The 15,184-nt window shown below is 64.4% G+C and carries 13 protein-coding genes; 10 read left to right on the forward strand and 3 right to left on the reverse strand.

What is annotated here, in order from left to right; genetic code table 11:
• Window positions 1-56 precede the first annotated feature (56 nt).
• The 9 genes from ACN9MB_RS18635 to ACN9MB_RS18675 all read left to right on the forward strand — a co-directional run bounded on the left by ACN9MB_RS18635 (window position 57) and on the right by ACN9MB_RS18675 (window position 9,295).
• Window positions 57-662 (forward strand): hypothetical protein, encoded by a 606-nt coding sequence (locus tag ACN9MB_RS18635; protein ID WP_426269866.1) that lies wholly within the window; start codon window positions 57-59, stop codon window positions 660-662.
• Window positions 663-680: 18 nt separating this feature from the next.
• A complete protein-coding gene (locus ACN9MB_RS18640) occupies window positions 681-1,247 on the forward strand; it encodes a cob(I)yrinic acid a,c-diamide adenosyltransferase (RefSeq protein ID WP_204637150.1) in 567 nt (188 codons plus the stop codon).
• Between the two features lie 6 nt (window positions 1,248-1,253).
• Window positions 1,254-2,177: a histone deacetylase family protein gene (locus ACN9MB_RS18645; RefSeq protein WP_426269867.1), complete on the forward strand. Its 924-nt coding sequence runs from the start codon at window positions 1,254-1,256 to the stop codon at window positions 2,175-2,177.
• 130 nt (window positions 2,178-2,307) lie between these two features.
• Window positions 2,308-4,788, forward strand: a complete 2,481-nt coding sequence (locus ACN9MB_RS18650) for an LPS assembly protein LptD (protein ID WP_204637152.1) — start codon at window positions 2,308-2,310, stop codon at window positions 4,786-4,788.
• A 38-nt stretch (window positions 4,789-4,826) separates the two neighbouring features.
• Entirely contained in the window at window positions 4,827-6,179 is a 1,353-nt protein-coding gene (locus tag ACN9MB_RS18655) for a peptidylprolyl isomerase (RefSeq protein WP_426269868.1), read from the forward strand.
• Between the two features lie 7 nt (window positions 6,180-6,186).
• The gene (pdxA, locus tag ACN9MB_RS18660) at window positions 6,187-7,194 is read left to right on the forward strand and encodes a 4-hydroxythreonine-4-phosphate dehydrogenase PdxA (protein ID WP_426269869.1); all 1,008 of its coding nucleotides are present in this window, start codon (window positions 6,187-6,189) and stop codon (window positions 7,192-7,194) included.
• The gene (gene rsmA, locus ACN9MB_RS18665) at window positions 7,191-7,976 is read left to right on the forward strand and encodes a 16S rRNA (adenine(1518)-N(6)/adenine(1519)-N(6))-dimethyltransferase RsmA (protein ID WP_204637155.1); all 786 of its coding nucleotides are present in this window, start codon (window positions 7,191-7,193) and stop codon (window positions 7,974-7,976) included. The genes pdxA and rsmA overlap by 4 nt, the downstream gene beginning before the upstream one ends.
• 87 nt (window positions 7,977-8,063) lie before the next feature.
• On the forward strand, window positions 8,064-8,447 hold the full coding sequence (gene apaG, locus ACN9MB_RS18670) for a Co2+/Mg2+ efflux protein ApaG (RefSeq protein ID WP_204637156.1): 384 nt from the start codon (window positions 8,064-8,066) through the stop codon (window positions 8,445-8,447).
• The gene (locus ACN9MB_RS18675) at window positions 8,447-9,295 is read left to right on the forward strand and encodes a symmetrical bis(5'-nucleosyl)-tetraphosphatase (protein ID WP_204637157.1); all 849 of its coding nucleotides are present in this window, start codon (window positions 8,447-8,449) and stop codon (window positions 9,293-9,295) included. Before apaG ends, ACN9MB_RS18675 begins: the two co-directional genes overlap by 1 nt.
• 136 nt (window positions 9,296-9,431) lie before the next feature.
• Here ACN9MB_RS18675 and secA read toward each other — a convergent pair whose 3' ends face one another.
• Together secA and ACN9MB_RS18685 are read right to left on the reverse strand one after the other, a co-directional pair.
• Complete coding sequence (secA, locus tag ACN9MB_RS18680) at window positions 9,432-12,164, reverse strand: preprotein translocase subunit SecA (protein ID WP_426269870.1); 2,733 nt, start codon at window positions 12,162-12,164, stop codon at window positions 9,432-9,434.
• Window positions 12,165-12,399: 235 nt separating this feature from the next.
• A complete protein-coding gene (locus ACN9MB_RS18685) occupies window positions 12,400-13,329 on the reverse strand; it encodes a M23 family metallopeptidase (RefSeq protein WP_426269871.1) in 930 nt (309 codons plus the stop codon).
• A gap of 29 nt (window positions 13,330-13,358) precedes the next feature.
• On the opposite strand from ACN9MB_RS18685, the gene ACN9MB_RS18690 reads away from it, so the two are divergent.
• The gene (locus ACN9MB_RS18690; RefSeq protein ID WP_204637160.1) at window positions 13,359-13,823 is read left to right on the forward strand and encodes a DUF721 domain-containing protein; all 465 of its coding nucleotides are present in this window, start codon (window positions 13,359-13,361) and stop codon (window positions 13,821-13,823) included.
• Window positions 13,824-14,070: 247 nt separating this feature from the next.
• Here ACN9MB_RS18690 and lpxC read toward each other — a convergent pair whose 3' ends face one another.
• The gene (gene lpxC / locus ACN9MB_RS18695; protein WP_204637161.1) at window positions 14,071-14,985 is read right to left on the reverse strand and encodes a UDP-3-O-acyl-N-acetylglucosamine deacetylase; all 915 of its coding nucleotides are present in this window, start codon (window positions 14,983-14,985) and stop codon (window positions 14,071-14,073) included.
• Window positions 14,986-15,184 lie beyond the last annotated feature (199 nt).

The raw sequence follows: 15,184 nt of genomic DNA on the forward strand, positions 1-15,184 counted from the left end.
GCCCAATTGCGATAGACTTGGCCCTTGCATTCGACGCGACCCTTTTGGAGCAGCTCATGGCTAAGACGCAGACCCAGCGCCTAGGCATCTTCCTGGCCTTGGCCGTGGTGATGGCCGCAACCCGCATTCATCTCTCGCTGTTCCATCACGACGTGTGGGACGCCTCCTGGGGCATCTTCTTCCTGGCCGGCTTCTGGTTGCGCGGATCGGTGCGCTGGGCCTTGCCGCTGCTGCTGGTCGAGTCCGTGCTGATCGACTACCTGGTGATCAGCAACCAGGGCATCAGTTTCTGGGACCACTACTGCGTCTCCGCGGCTTACTGGTTCCTCGTTCCCGCCTATGCCAGCCTGTGGTTCGGCGGCAGCTGGCTGGCTGGCCGCAAGCTGGGCCTGAATGCGCAGAGCCTCGGCCTCACCGTGGCCGCCGTGCTGGTGAGCTGGCTGGCCTGCTACGTGATCTCCAACGGCAGCTACTACTGGCTGAGCAACACCGTGCCGCAGCCGCGCAGCATCGCGGCATGGTTCGAGAACATGTTCGACTGGTACGGCTTCTTCCTTGAAACCACGGCGCTGTATGTGGCGCTGGGCCTGGTGGTCCACGGCCTGGTGGTGCAGCTGTCGCGCATGCTTGGCCATGCCGACTCGTCCAAGCTGTCGCGCTGATCGCATAGGAACGTCGCGATGGGTAACCGCCTCTCGAAGATCTACACCCGCACGGGCGACGACGGCAGCACCGGCCTGGGCGACGGTTCGCGCGTCGCCAAGGATTCGCTGCGTGTTTCGGCCTATGGCACGGTGGATGAACTCAACAGCACCATCGGCATGGTGCTGGCCTCCGACGGCGTGGGCGACGAGGTGCGCGAAACGCTGACCCAGGTGCAGCACGACCTGTTCGATCTCGGCGGCGAGCTGTGCATTCCTGGCATGGCGATGGTCCACGACGCCGATATCGAGCGCCTCGAACAGGTGCTCGACGGCTTCAACGATCCGCTTCCGCCGCTGAAGGATTTCATCCTGCCGGGCGGCGGCATGGCCGCGTCGTGCTGCCATCTGGCACGCACCGTATGCCGTCGCGCCGAGCGCGAGGTGATTGCGCTCGGCCGCGTGGAAGAAGTGCGACCGCAGGCGCAGCGTTATCTGAACCGCCTGTCCGACCTGCTGTTCGTGATCTCACGCGTGCTGGCCCGGGCCAGCGGCCACGGCGAAGTGCTGTGGCAGCACGAGCGCCGTCGCAAACCGCAGGCGTAACCCTCGATGCTGCGGCTCTATACCCACGCCAGCTGCCTGCAGCACGATCCCGGCCCCGCCCAACCCGAGTCGCCGGCGCGCCTGCGCGCCGTGCTGCAGGCGCTGGACCACGACCGCTTCGCCGCCATCGACCGGGTGGAAGCCCCGCGCGCCACCCGCGAGCAATTGCTGCGCGTGCATACGCCGGAACATGTCGAGCGCATCCTCGCCATCGCGCCGGACGAAGGCACGGTTCGCCTCGACGAAGACACCTTGATGTCGCCTGGCTCGGCCGAGGCCGCACTGCGCGCCGCCGGTGCAGTGGTCGCCGCCGTGGATGCCGTGCTCGGTGCCGACGGCGGCCAGGCGTTCTGCGCGGTGCGTCCGCCGGGACACCACGCCACGCCCGATCGCGCGATGGGCTTCTGCCTGTTCAACAATGTCGCCGTGGGCGCCGCCCACGCCATCGCCGAGCACGGCCTCAAGCGCGTGGCGATTGCCGATTTCGACGTCCACCACGGCAACGGCACGCAGGACATCTTCGCCCGCGAGCCGCGCGTGCTGTTCATCTCCAGCCATCAGATGCCGCTGTATCCGGAAACCGGCCGTGCCGACGAACGCGGCGTGGGCAATATCGTCAACGCCCCGCTGTCGCCCGGCGACGGTTCCTACGAATTCCGCGAACTGTGGGAAAGCACGCTGATCCCGAAGCTGCACGCGTTCAAGCCGCAGCTGCTGCTGATCTCGGCAGGCTTCGATGCCCACCGCAATGATCCGCTGGCCGACCTGCGGCTGGGCAGCGAGGATTACGCCTGGATCACCCAGCGCCTGGTCGACGTGGCCCGCGCCCATGCGCAGGGCCGCGTGGTATCGACGCTGGAGGGCGGCTACAACCTGCTTGCCCTGTCGACCAGCGCGGCGGCGCACGTGGGTGAGTTGCTCGAGGCCTGAGCCCGCAGGTCCCTGCGACCCGATTTCCGGGCGCTCATGCTGAATCCTTCTGCTGGCGTGCGCTGACCAACTGCCGCCGATGGGGCCTTTCTGCTAGTTTTACGAGCCTCCCAGCCGACAGACTGCCATCGTGACGCCCAAGCTGCCTTCGCGCCACCTGCCCCCTCGCCGCCTGCTGGCGGTCGCCGCTGCCCTTGCCCTGTTCGGCAGCCCGGTCGAGGCCCAGTCTGTTGCCGAGCCGCAGCCCGCGCCGAGCCAGCCCAATCCGCCCAAGCCCAGCGCGCCGCCGGCCGTGTCCAACTGCCCGCTGGGTGCGTACCGCTGCCCGACCCGGCCGGTGAACTACAACATGTGTCGTGCGAACGCGATGCTGTCGTTCTACGACCCGACCATGAGCAAGGACAGCTCGGTCCGCGACACTTCCAACACCTACGTCACCGCCCAGCGCGTGGACAGCTCCAACCAGAGCGTCTACCACCTGGAGGGCGACGTGAAGATGGATCGCGCCGACCAGCGCATACAGGCCGACGTCACCGACTACAACAACGACACCACCGACTACGACGCGCGCGGCAACGTGCGTTACCAGGAAGTCGGCCAGCTGGTCTCGTCCGATCACATGCGTGGCAACCAGGACGCCAGCACCAGTATCGCGGACAACGTCGCGTATCAAATGCTGACCAATCGCGGCAACGGTGTGGCCACCCAGGGCCAGACGCTGGATGACCAGCGCAGCCGATATTTCAACGCCACCTATTCCACCTGCGACGTGGGCAACCACGTGTGGGAGATCCATGCCAAGGACATCCGCATGGACAAGGAAACCGGCGAGGGCGTGGCGCACGACGCCACCATGTACCTGTACAACGTGCCGTTCTTCTGGCTGCCCACGTTCACCTTCCCGATCAACGATGATCGCAAGACGGGCTTCCTGACGCCCACGATCGGCAACTCCAGCCGCTCGGGTTTCATGGTGAGCGCGCCGTACTACCTGAACCTGGCGCCGAACTACGACGCCACGCTCGATCCGCGCATCTATACGGATCGCGGCGTGATGCTGGCGAGCGAGTTCCGCTACCTGGTACCGGGAAGCACGGGACAGGTGAACGTCGAATTCCTGCCCAACGACCACGGCGCGAACGACCCCGACAGCACCGAGAACACCAAGGGCACCGACCGCTGGCTGCTGAAGCTTTACGACACCACGCATCTCTATGGACCGTGGTCGCTCAACGCGGGAATCAACCTGGCGTCGGACCGCAACTACCTGCGCGACTTCGGCAACGACTTCTATACGACCACGACCAGCCAGCTGGCGTCCTATACGTACATCAACGGTGCGGGCAGGTGGGGCAAGGCCTATTGGAATGCCAGCCTTGGCGCCGACTACTACCAGAACGCCGACTACTCGCTGCCCGACTCGGTGGTGCAGTACAAGCGCTGGCCGCGCGCGACGTTCAATGTCGACTACCCGCTCAATAACTGGCTGGACGTAGGCGCCAACACCGAAGCCGTCGCGTTCCGCAAGGAAGACTCCATCGAGGGCAATCGCCTCGATCTGTATCCCTATATCCAGGCCGACTTCCGTGGCGCAGCGTGGTTCGTAAAGCCCCGCGTGGCCTATCGCTATACGGGTTACGACCTCACCGGCAACTCCCAGCAATACGGTTACTACGGCCCGCTTGCTTCCGGCGAGACCTCGCCGTTCACCAACAACTCGCCCAGCCGTTCGCTGCCCATCGTCAGCGTGGACAGCGGCCTGGTGTTTGACCGCAGCACCTCGCTGTTCGGCACCAGCTACACGCAAACGCTCGAACCACGGCTGTATTACCTCTACGTGCCGTACCGCAACCAGAACAATCTGCCGCTGTTCGACACCAACCTGATGTCGTTCGACACCTGGGAGCTGTTCACGCCCAACACCTTCTCCGGTGCCGACCGCCAGGAGAATGCGAACAATCTCAGCGCCATGCTGACCACGCGATTGCTGGACGACAACGGCGTGGAGCGGTTGTCCGCGAGTTTCGGCCAGATCCGCTATCTGACGCAGCAGCGAGTGCAGATCCCAGGTAGCAACAGTACGGTCCCCGGACCGACCAACTGGTCCGGCTCCGACTACATCGTCGATCTCAGCACCCAGCTCAACGACGACTGGAAGCTGATGTCGCAGTACCAGTGGAATCCGGCCCTGAGTCTCACCGACCTGGGCGCCATCACGCTGCAGAAGCGCATCAAGAGCGACGGCATCCTCAACTTCTCGTACCGCTACCGCCGCAACCCCGGCAGCACGCTCGCCCAGAAAACCCCGCTGCTGGAACAATACGACGCTTCCATTGTCTATCCCGTCTCCGACCGCTGGCGCCTGATCGGCCACTGGACCTACTCGGTGCTGGACAAGAAGACCGTGGAGGCCCTGGCCGGCGTGGAGCACGACAGCTGCTGCGTGGCCCTGCGCCTGGTGGCACGCCACTACGTCAATACCTACGACACCACCACCGCACTGGGCTCGGCCAACACGGCGATCATGTTCGAAGTGGAGTTCAAGGGCATGGGTGGCTTCACCGGCCAGTCGGAAAACGCCATCCGCAATGGTATTCTTGGTTATCAATAACTTCCCTATCGCCCACGGCGATCGAAGGCCCCGGACTGATGAAGCAGCCCCTCGCGTTAATCCTGCTCGCGGTCGCCACCGCGACCGCCCTACCCGCTTATGCCCAGCTGCTGCCCCAGGCCGCAGGCCAGGGCAACCAGCCGCTCGACCGTATCGTGGCGGTGGTGGACGAGGGTGTGATCCTGCAGAGCGAGCTGAATGAGGCCGTCCGTTCGGTCCAGCAGCAATACGCCAGCAATCCCGGCCAGTTGCCGCCGATCGACGTACTCCGTCGCCAGGTGCTGGACCGTCTCATCCTGATGAAGCTGCAGGTGCAGCGCGCCGACGACCAGGGCATCCGCGTCTCCGATGCCGACGTCGACCAGGCCGTGAACGCCGTGGCCCAGCAGAACCACATGACGGCCGAGCAGCTCCGCGCCGCCGTGGAAGCCGACGGCAACAGCTTTGCTGCGTTCCGTCACCAGCTGTCCGACCAGATCGTGGCGCAGCGCCTGCACGACAGCGTGGTTCGCGACCAGGTGAGCATCACCGACAGCGAAATCAACAACATGCTGGCCAGCCCCTCCTACAAGGCGGGCGAAGTGCATCTGGCGCACATCCAGGTGAGCCTGCCGGCCGGCGCCAGCGCCGCCGACATCAAGGCGGCCCAGGACAAGGCCACCCAGGCGATCGACGCGATCAAGGGCGGCATGGATTTCCATGCCGCGGCCATCCGCTACTCCGATGCGCAGGACGCCCTCGAGGGCGGAGACCTCGGCTGGCGCCGCATGGATGAGATTCCGCCGGCTTTCGCCGACGCCGTGGGCACCATGAAGCCCGGCGAAGTCAGCCCGGCGCTGCGCGGGCCGACCGGCTTCCACATCCTGAAGCTGGAGGAGCAGCGCGCCCCCAGCCGTCAGGTAGTGCAGGAATTCCATGCCCGCCAGATCCTCATCCGCCCCAGCGAACTGCTGACGCCGGAGCAGGCCCGCCAGAAGGCCGAGGACATCTACAACCGCATCGTCAACAAGCATGAGGACTTCGCCAAGCTGGCGAAGGAGAACTCCAAGGACGACACCACCGCCAACAATGGCGGCGACATGGGCTGGTTCATGCAGAACGACTGGGGCTCCACCATCGCCCAGCACCTGGGTGAGCTGAAGGACGACCAGATCGCGCCCCCGTTCCAGAGCGAAGCCGGCTGGCACATCCTGGAGCGCCTGGGCAGCCGCCAGAGCGACCGCACGGACGAACTGGAGCGCAACCAGGCCCGCCAGGCCATCGGCAACCGCAAGGCGGAGCAGGCTTACGACGACTACCTGCGCGACATGCGTTCCGGTGCCTACGTGAACATCCTGGTGCCCGAGCTGCGCGATCCCAACGAGCAGCAGCCGAGCCAGAAGTCGTCCTGAGGCCGCATTGAACACCCAGACCCTGCCCCGACTGGCCATCACCGCAGGTGAGCCAGCGGGGATCGGGCCCGAGCTCATCATCCGATTGGCCGCCACTCCGCTGGCGGCCAATTTCGTTGCGGTCACCGATCGCGCGCTGCTGCAGCGCGCCGCTCAGCGCTGCGGCCAGTCCATCGAACTGATCGACGACGACGGCAGCGATATTGCCCAGCGCACGCCCGGGCAATTGCGCGTGAAGCACATGCCACTCGGCACCACCGAGACCCCCGGCGCGCCCGATCCGGCCAATGCCAGGCACGTGCTCGCCACGCTCGCCGAGGCCGCCGATGGATGCATGCAGGGCCGTTACGCCGCCATCGTCACCGCGCCCCTGCAGAAATCCTCGATCAACGAGGCCGGCATCCCCTTCAGCGGCCACACGGAATTTTTTGCCGAGCGCGCGCAGGCCGACGTGGTGATGATGCTGGCCAGCCCCGAGCTGCGGGTGTCGCTGGCCACCACGCATCTGCCGCTAGCGGCCGTGCCGGCAGCGATCACGCGCGACACGCTGGTGCGCGTGCTGCGCATCGTGCATCGCGAGCTGCGGGAAAAATTCGCCCTGTCCGAACCGCGCATCGCGGTGCTTGGCCTCAATCCGCATGCAGGCGAAGGTGGTCATCTCGGGCGCGAAGAACTGGATACCATCATTCCCACGCTCGATGCGCTGCGCGCCGAGGGCATGCATCTGCTCGGCCCGTTGCCCGCGGATACCGCCTTTGTGCCGGCGCTGCGCGAACGCTACGACGCGGTGCTGGCGATGTACCACGACCAGGCGTTGCCGGTACTGAAAAGCGAAGCGTTCGACCGCACGGTGAACCTCACCCTGGGCCTGCCGTTCATCCGCACCTCCGTCGACCACGGCACGGCGCTCGATCTCGCCGGCACCGGTCGCGCGGATCCGGCCAGCCTGATCGCAGCAACCACGATGGCGCTCGAGCTGGTCGCTCGACGCGCCACCGCGCAAGGACATTCATGAACGCCCGCCCCAAGAAAAGTTTCGGCCAGCACTTCCTGCACGAGAAGCGCTATATCGAGCGCATCGTCAGCGCGATCTCGCCGCGCGCGGATGATTTCGTGGTGGAGATCGGCCCGGGCGAAGGGGCACTGACGCTGCCGCTGCTCGCCGCCGCGGGCAAGCTCACCGCGATCGAGCTGGACACGGATCTGATTCCCGGCCTGCAGGCGCGCGCCGCCAGCGTGGGCGAGCTGAGCATCATCCATTCGGACGTACTGAAAGTGGATTTCACCGCACTGGCGCATCGCCACGGCGTGGAGCGCCTGCGCGTGGCGGGCAACCTGCCGTATTACATCTCCAGCCCGATCCTGTTCCATTGCGTGGAACACGCCAAGGCCATCCAGGACATGCACTTCATGCTGCAGAAGGAAGTGGTGGACCGCATGGCGGCGGAGCCCGGCAGCAAGGTCTACGGGCGACTGTCGGTGATGCTGCAGCTGGTCTGCCGCGTCGAGCCGCTGTTCGTGGTGCCGCCCGGCGCCTTCCGGCCGCCGCCGAAGGTGGACTCGGCCGTCGTGCGACTGGTGCCGCTGGGTCCCGACCAACTGCCCGATGCCGATCCCGAACGCATTCACGCCATTGTGAAGGCCGCTTTCGCGCAGCGCCGCAAGACGCTGAGCAATGCGCTCAAGAACGTGATGGACAGCAGCGCGATCATGGCCGCCGATGTCGACCCCAAAGCCCGCGCCGAAACGCTGTCGCCTCAGGACTACGTTCGTCTCGCCCGCGTGCCGCAGGGCTGAGCAAACGCGGGCGCCGGCCCGCATCCGCAGATCACGTGGCGCCCGCGGGCTTTACCCATGCGCCTCCACAACCCGTACAATCGGGCCATGAATGAAAGATCTTCCTACACGATCGACGTGCAGGTCGAACCCCGCTTTGTCCCCGACCAATCCCGTCCCGGCGACAACCGCTATGTTTTCGCCTACACGATCACGCTGCACAACGCGGGCGACATGCCCGCGCGCCTGTTGACGCGTCATTGGATCATCACCGACGCCAACGGCAAGATCGAAGAAGTCAGCGGCGAAGGCGTGGTCGGCGAGCAGCCATGGATTCGCCCGGGCGACGAATACGAGTACACCTCGGGCGCGGTGCTGGAGACCTCGGTGGGCGTCATGCAGGGCAGCTACCAGATGGTGGCCGACGACGGCACCGAATTCGAAGCCGCGATCCCGCCGTTCACTCTGTCGATTCCGCGTACCCTGCACTGATGGCTACGTACGCAATCGGTGATGTGCAGGGCTGCCTTCCCGAACTTCAACGCCTGCTCGACAAGATCCGCTTCGATCCCGCCGCCGACCGGCTGTGGTTTTGCGGCGACCTGGTCAATCGTGGCGGGCAGTCGCTGCAAACGCTGCGACTGATCCACGGCCTGCGCGAGCAATCCATCGTCACGCTGGGCAACCACGACCTGAGCCTGCTCGCCATCGCGCAGCGACGACCCGAAGCGCAGTCCAAGGTGAATCCCGAGCTGCGCGAAGTGCTGTTCGCGGACGATGCGCCCGTGCTGATGGAATGGCTGCGTTCGCAGAAACTGCTGCATCACGACGAACAGCTCAACTGGACCATGGTCCACGCGGGCCTCGCGCCGATGTGGACGCTGCGCCAGGCGCAGCGCTCGGCACAGGAAGTCGAGCGCGAGCTTGGCGGCCCACGCCATCCGCGGCTGCTGAAGAACCTGTTCGGCAATCGCCCCGCGGCGTGGAACAGCCGTCTGCAGGGGATCGAACGCATGCGCGCGTCCATCAACACGCTCACGCGCATGCGCTACTGCGATATCCAGGGCCGCATCGATTTCGAGAGCAAGGGCATCCCGGGCACGCAGAAACCCGGCATGTATCCCTGGTTCGAAGTACCCGGCATGCGCCGGCGCGAGACGCGCATCGTCTGCGGCCACTGGTCGGCGCTGGGTCGCTTCGCCGGTATCGGCATCCACGCCATCGATACCGGTTGCGTCTGGGGCGGCCAGCTCACGGCGCTGCGCCTGGATACGGAAGAGCTGCAGTACATCGCGGTGGATGCGGAGCCTTATCGGAAGAAGATTCCTGGCGGCGATTGAGCTGTAGGAGCGCACCCTGTGCGCGACCGCGGCGTCGCAACGGTTTCGCTCCGTAGGTTGTCGCGCACAGGGTGCGCTCCTACAGAAAAGAAAATCCAGGCCAAAAAAAACCCCGCCTCGGCGGGGTTTTTTCTTGTCAGCTGAGCTGACCGTGGCAGTGCTTGTACTTCTTGCCGGAACCGCACGGACACGGGTCGTTGCGACCGACACGCGGACCGTCCTGCTGCGCGCCCGCCGGTGCGGACATGCTGCCGGCAGCCACTGCTTCGGCATCGGCACCGAGTGCCGCCACCGGGGCACCGCCGCCGCTCGCCAGCATCTGGCGCTGCAGGCGCTCGGCCAGGCGCTGCTGCTCGGCTTCCATCGCGGCGACTTCTTCCTCGCTGCGCACGCGCACGCGCGCCAGCATCTGCACCACTTCGGTCTTGATGCGATCGAGCATGCTGGAGAACAGTTCGAACGATTCGCGCTTGAACTCCTGCTTGGGCTGCTTCTGCGCATAGCCGCGCAGATAGATGCCCTGGCGCAGGTAATCCATGCTCGCCAGGTGTTCCTTCCAGGCGTTATCCACCACGCTGAGCATGATGTGCTTCTCGAGCTGGCGCATGGTGTCGGCGCCCATCTGCTGTTCCTTCGCCTTGAACAGCTGCTCGACCGCCTGGCGCACGTGCTCGAGGATCATCTTGTCGTCGATCTCGTGCTGCTGCTCGATCCACGGCTGCAGGTCGAGCGACAGGCCGAATTCGCTTTCCAGCTCGCGGTCCAGACCGGCGATGTCCCACTGGTCGTCGATGCTGTCGGCCGGCACGTGACGATGGACCACATCGCTCACCACGTCATCGCGAATGTCGGCAATGGTCTCGGACACATCGTCCACCACCAGCAACTCGTCGCGCTGGCTGTAGATCACCTTGCGCTGGTCGTTGGCGACGTCGTCGAACTCGAGCAGATGCTTGCGGATGTCGAAGTTGTGCTGCTCGACCTTGCGCTGCGCCTTTTCGATCTGGCGGCTGACCATGCGGTCTTCCAGCGCATCGTCTTCCTTCATGCCGAACATGCGCATCCAGCGGCCGACCCAGTCGCCCGCGAAGATGCGCAGCAGGTTGTCTTCCAGCGACAGGTAGAAGCGCGAGGAACCCGGGTCGCCCTGGCGGCCCGAACGACCGCGCAGCTGGTTGTCGATACGGCGCGACTCGTGGCGTTCGGTGCCCACGATATGCAGGCCGCCGGCGGCGAGCACCATCTCGTGCCGCTTCTTCCACTCGGCCTTGGCCTTGGCGCGATCGGCGTCGCTGGCGTCTTCCGGCAGCAGCGCAAGCGCCGCTTCCAGGCTGCCGCCGAGCACGATGTCGGTGCCGCGTCCGGCCATGTTGGTGGCGATGGTGACCGAACCCGGCGCACCGGCCTGCGCCACGATGTGCGCTTCGCGCTCATGCTGCTTGGCGTTGAGCACCTCGTGCGCGATCTTTTCCTTGCGCAGCAGGTCCGACAGCAACTCGGACACTTCGATCGAGGTGGTACCCACCAGCACCGGCTGGCCGCGCTTGTGGCAATCCTTGATGTCCTCGATCACGGCGCGGTACTTCGCCTGCTGCACGAGGAACACCATGTCGGCGTTGTCCTGGCGGATCATCGGCTTGTGGGTGGGAATCACCACCACTTCCAGGCCGTAGATCTGCTGGAATTCGTAGGCTTCCGTATCGGCCGTACCGGTCATGCCGGCCAGCTTCTTGTACATGCGGAACAGGTTCTGGAAGGTGATCGTGGCGAGCGTCTGGTTCTCGCGCTGGATCGGCACGCCTTCCTTCGCTTCCACCGCCTGGTGCAGACCGTCGGACCAGCGACGGCCCGCCAGCGTACGGCCAGTGAACTCGTCGACGATGATCACTTCGCCGTCGCGCACGATGTAGTCGACGTCGCGGTGATAGATCGCGTTAGCGCGCAGCGCGGCATTCAAGTGATGCACGACAGCCAGGTTCTTGGAGTCGTACAGGCCGCTGTCCGCGTCGATCACGCCGGCCTGGCGCAGCAGTTCATCCGCATGCGACATGCCTTCTTCGGACAGATGCACCTGCTTCTGCTTCTCGTCGACGAAGTAATCGCCGGCGGTGTCTTCCTTCTCCTGGCGGATCATCTTCGGCACGATCTTGTTCACCGCCAGGTACAGCTGCGGCGAATCCTCGGCCGGGCCGGAGATGATCAGCGGCGTACGCGCTTCGTCGATCAGGATGGAGTCCACCTCGTCGACGATGGCGTAGTGCAGGCCGCGCTGGTAGCGCTGGTCCTTGCTGAGCGCCATGTTGTCGCGCAGGTAGTCGAAGCCGAATTCGTTGTTGGTGCCGTAGGTGATGTCGGCCGAATAAGCCACATGCTTGTCGGAGTGATCCATGCCCGGCCAGACCACACCGGTGCTCAGGCCGAGGAAGCCATACAGCTTGCCCATCTGTGCCGAGTCGCGGCGGGCCAGGTAATCGTTCACGGTGACGACGTGCACGCCCTTGCCTTCCAGGGCGTTGAGGTACACCGGCAACGTACCGACCAGGGTCTTGCCTTCGCCCGTGCGCATTTCGGCGATACGGCCCGAATGCAGCACCATGCCACCGATCAGCTGCACGTCGTAGTGGCGCATGCCGAGCACGCGCTTGGCGCCCTCGCGCACGACGGCGAACGCCTCCGGCAGCAGCTTGTCCAGCGACTCGCCTCCGGCGACGCGCTGCTTGAACTCCTCGGTCTTGGCGCGCAGCGCCTCGTCGCTCAGCTTCTCGAACTCGGGTTCCAGCGCATTGATGCGCGCGACATTCTTGGAGAGCTGGCGCAGCACGCGTTCGTTGCGGCTACCGAAAAGGCTCGTCAGGGCACGATTGAGCATCGATCTTCCGGATCTAAGATTCATGAACCGCCCGCCCGGAAAATCCAGGCAGGACGAAAGGATTGATGATACTAGGGTCGGCGGGCTATCCCAAACGCCGTGCCGCCGCGCTTGCGCGCTGGCACCACGACAGACGGTGTCCCTCAGGGTCCACCGCCGCAGACTCCCCCATCATCGTCCCGCTGAAGGAGTGGCGGCGCGCCGAAACGCTTTCAAGGGCGCCGCGGGCGGGCGCTCAGCGATGGTTCTTCACGAAAGCCAGCGGATTGACCACGCGGCCCTTGTACCAAACCTCGAAATGCACATGGGAACCGGTGGAGCGCCCGGTCGAACCCGCCTCCGAGACCACGTCGCCGACGTGCACACGCTGACCGGGGGTCACGTCCAGCCTGCTGTTATGGGCGTAGCGGGTCATGTAGCCATTGCCATGGTCGATCTCGATGACCTCGCCGTAGCCCGTGCGATCACCCGCGTAAGTGACCATGCCCTCGGCCACGGCATGCACCGGCGTACCCTTGGGCGCGGAGATGTCCAGACCGGTGTGATACGCGCTATGCCCGCTGAACGGGTCGGGGCGGCCACCGAAATACGAGGAAATGTAGCCTTCGACCGGCATCCCGGTGGGCTTGAGATTGGATTCGATCTTCGCATCGAGCAACAGGCTCTGCAGCGCCGAAAGCTGCGCCTGCTGGCTGTCGAACTGGCTGGCCAGCTGATTGATGCTGCTATCGAGGTTCAGCGGCAGGGAGTAACCGCTGTCGGTGGTGTCTTCCACACCGCCCACGGCCGGCTGTTCGTCGAAGTTGAATTCGCCGTCGTCCAGTTTGCCGACCTGGGTCAGGCGCTCGCCGAGGGCGTTCAAACGGGTGGACTGCGCCTGCAGCTGGCCCAGCTTGACCGCCAGCGCATCGATATCGCGCTGGGCATCCTTGCGCACACCGACGAGCTGCTCGTTCTGCTGCTGCACCTGCTGGCGGAGCCGGCGAATTTCCGACAACGCCCGGTCGTGCGGGCTGGACACCACCATGGCCACCGCACCGCCCAGTCCCGCACACGCCAGGACGGCCGCCGCCACTGCCCCGAAGAGGCGGAAGCGCAGGCGCCGATCGGCGAGATTCCAGGTTTTCGGCACCTTTTTGGTGCGGGACACAAGTATGATTTGCATGTTTTTTACGTCAGAAGATGTCGGCACCCATGCAGCGCGATGACCGTAAGCCCTATCGCCGCTCCGGTTCCGGCCTCACGGCCATTACCGAATTCGGCCCCATTGCCTCACTGGCCCGAAAAGCCCGTGAGCTGGATGCTTTGGATCGCGCACTGCGCCAGACGTTACCGTCACCACTCCGCGAACAGGTTCGCTTTGCCAACCTGAAAGACGGACGCCTCGTTTTTCTGGCTCCCTCGCCGGCTCTGGCCGCCAGGCTGCGCCTTCTCCAGACGCAAATCCTCTCGACCGCACGTGCGGTAGGCACGTACGCCAGTTCAGTTACCGTGAAAGTGGCCCCCCAACCACCGACAGAAATCGTGCCGGATCGGTCAAAACCGCTTTCGCCAGCCGCCGCCTCTCACCTGAGAGCCGCCGCGGCCTCAACCACAGACCCCGAATTACGGGAACTGTTCCTTGAGCTGGCGTCCATCGCCGAAATTTCTGATTCCTGATCCGACCCCATCCACTGACGCTGGGCTCCGGGTTACTGCATTGACGATCTTCCCTGACACCGGCCCTTCGGTCGGCGCTGACGGGTTTATACCATGCCCCCACGGACCTGATAGACCACAATGTCATCAGAGCGTGAACAGCTGCCAGTGGAAAGCGCTAGATGTATCACAAAAAGAAAAGCCGCGTCTTTAGGACGCGGCTCAATTTTTTGTTCAGGTTTGTCGAGAACTTACGACCGCCGGGCGATCAGATCGCCTGTGCCGGGTGGGCGTAGGAGATCGGCGAGGTGGCCGGATCGTCCGCGAAGCTGACCTCTTCCCAGGCCGAGGCGTCGGCCATCAGGGTGCGCAGGAGCTTGTTGTTGAGCTCGTGGCCCGACTTGTGGGCGTAGTAGGCACCGACCAGGCTGTGGCCGAGCAGGTACAGGTCGCCGATCGCATCGAGGATCTTGTGCTTGACGAACTCGTCCTCGTAGCGGAGGCCGTCTTCGTTGAGCACGCGGTAGTCGTCGAGCACCACGGCGTTGTCCATCGAACCGCCCAGCGCGAGGTTGTGTTCGCGCAGCATTTCGATGTCACGCATGAAACCGAAGGTGCGAGCGCGGCTCACTTCCTTCACGAATGAGGTGGTGGAGAAATCGATTTCGGCGCGCGAGGTGCGCTTGCTGATGATCGGGTGGTTGAACTCGATCGAGAAACCGACCTTGAAGCCTTCGAACGGCTCAAAGCTCGCCCACTTGTCGCCATCCTGCACCTTGATCGGCTTCTTGATGCGAATGAAGCGCTTGGCGACGTTCTGCTCTTCGATGCCGGCCGACTGCAGCAGGAACACGAAAGGACCGGCGCTGCCGTCCATGATCGGCACTTCCGGCGCGGAAAGGTCCACATAGGCGTTGTCGATGCCCAGACCGGCCATGGCGGAGAGCAGATGTTCCACGGTGGAAACACGCACATCGCCGTTGACCAGGGTGGTCGACAGGCGGGTATCGCCGACATTGTCGGGACGTGCGTAGATTTCGACCGGCGGATTGAGATCGGTACGGCGGAACACGATGCCCGTATTCGGGGCAGCGGGGCGAAGCGTCATGTACACCTTGTCGCCGGTATGCAGACCGACGCCGGTGGCGCGAATGATGTTCTTGAGCGTACGCTGCTTGATCATTTTTTTGGTACCTGTAAGGGGCAGCAGCCAAATTAGGGTACGGATGCTAACACAGTCTTAACCTGTGAAAAGGCGATCCGCGCCACACACACTGTTCACCCTTTCATGCTCCTTTCATTCATGAATGCAAACCATTCATGGGGTGATCAGCATTTTCCCAAGTACTTTCAATGATTTAACTGAAGCGCAACGCCCCGGA

Source organism: Dyella kyungheensis, from assembly GCF_049913195.1.
Classification (GTDB): Bacteria; Pseudomonadota; Gammaproteobacteria; order Xanthomonadales; family Rhodanobacteraceae; genus Dyella; species Dyella kyungheensis.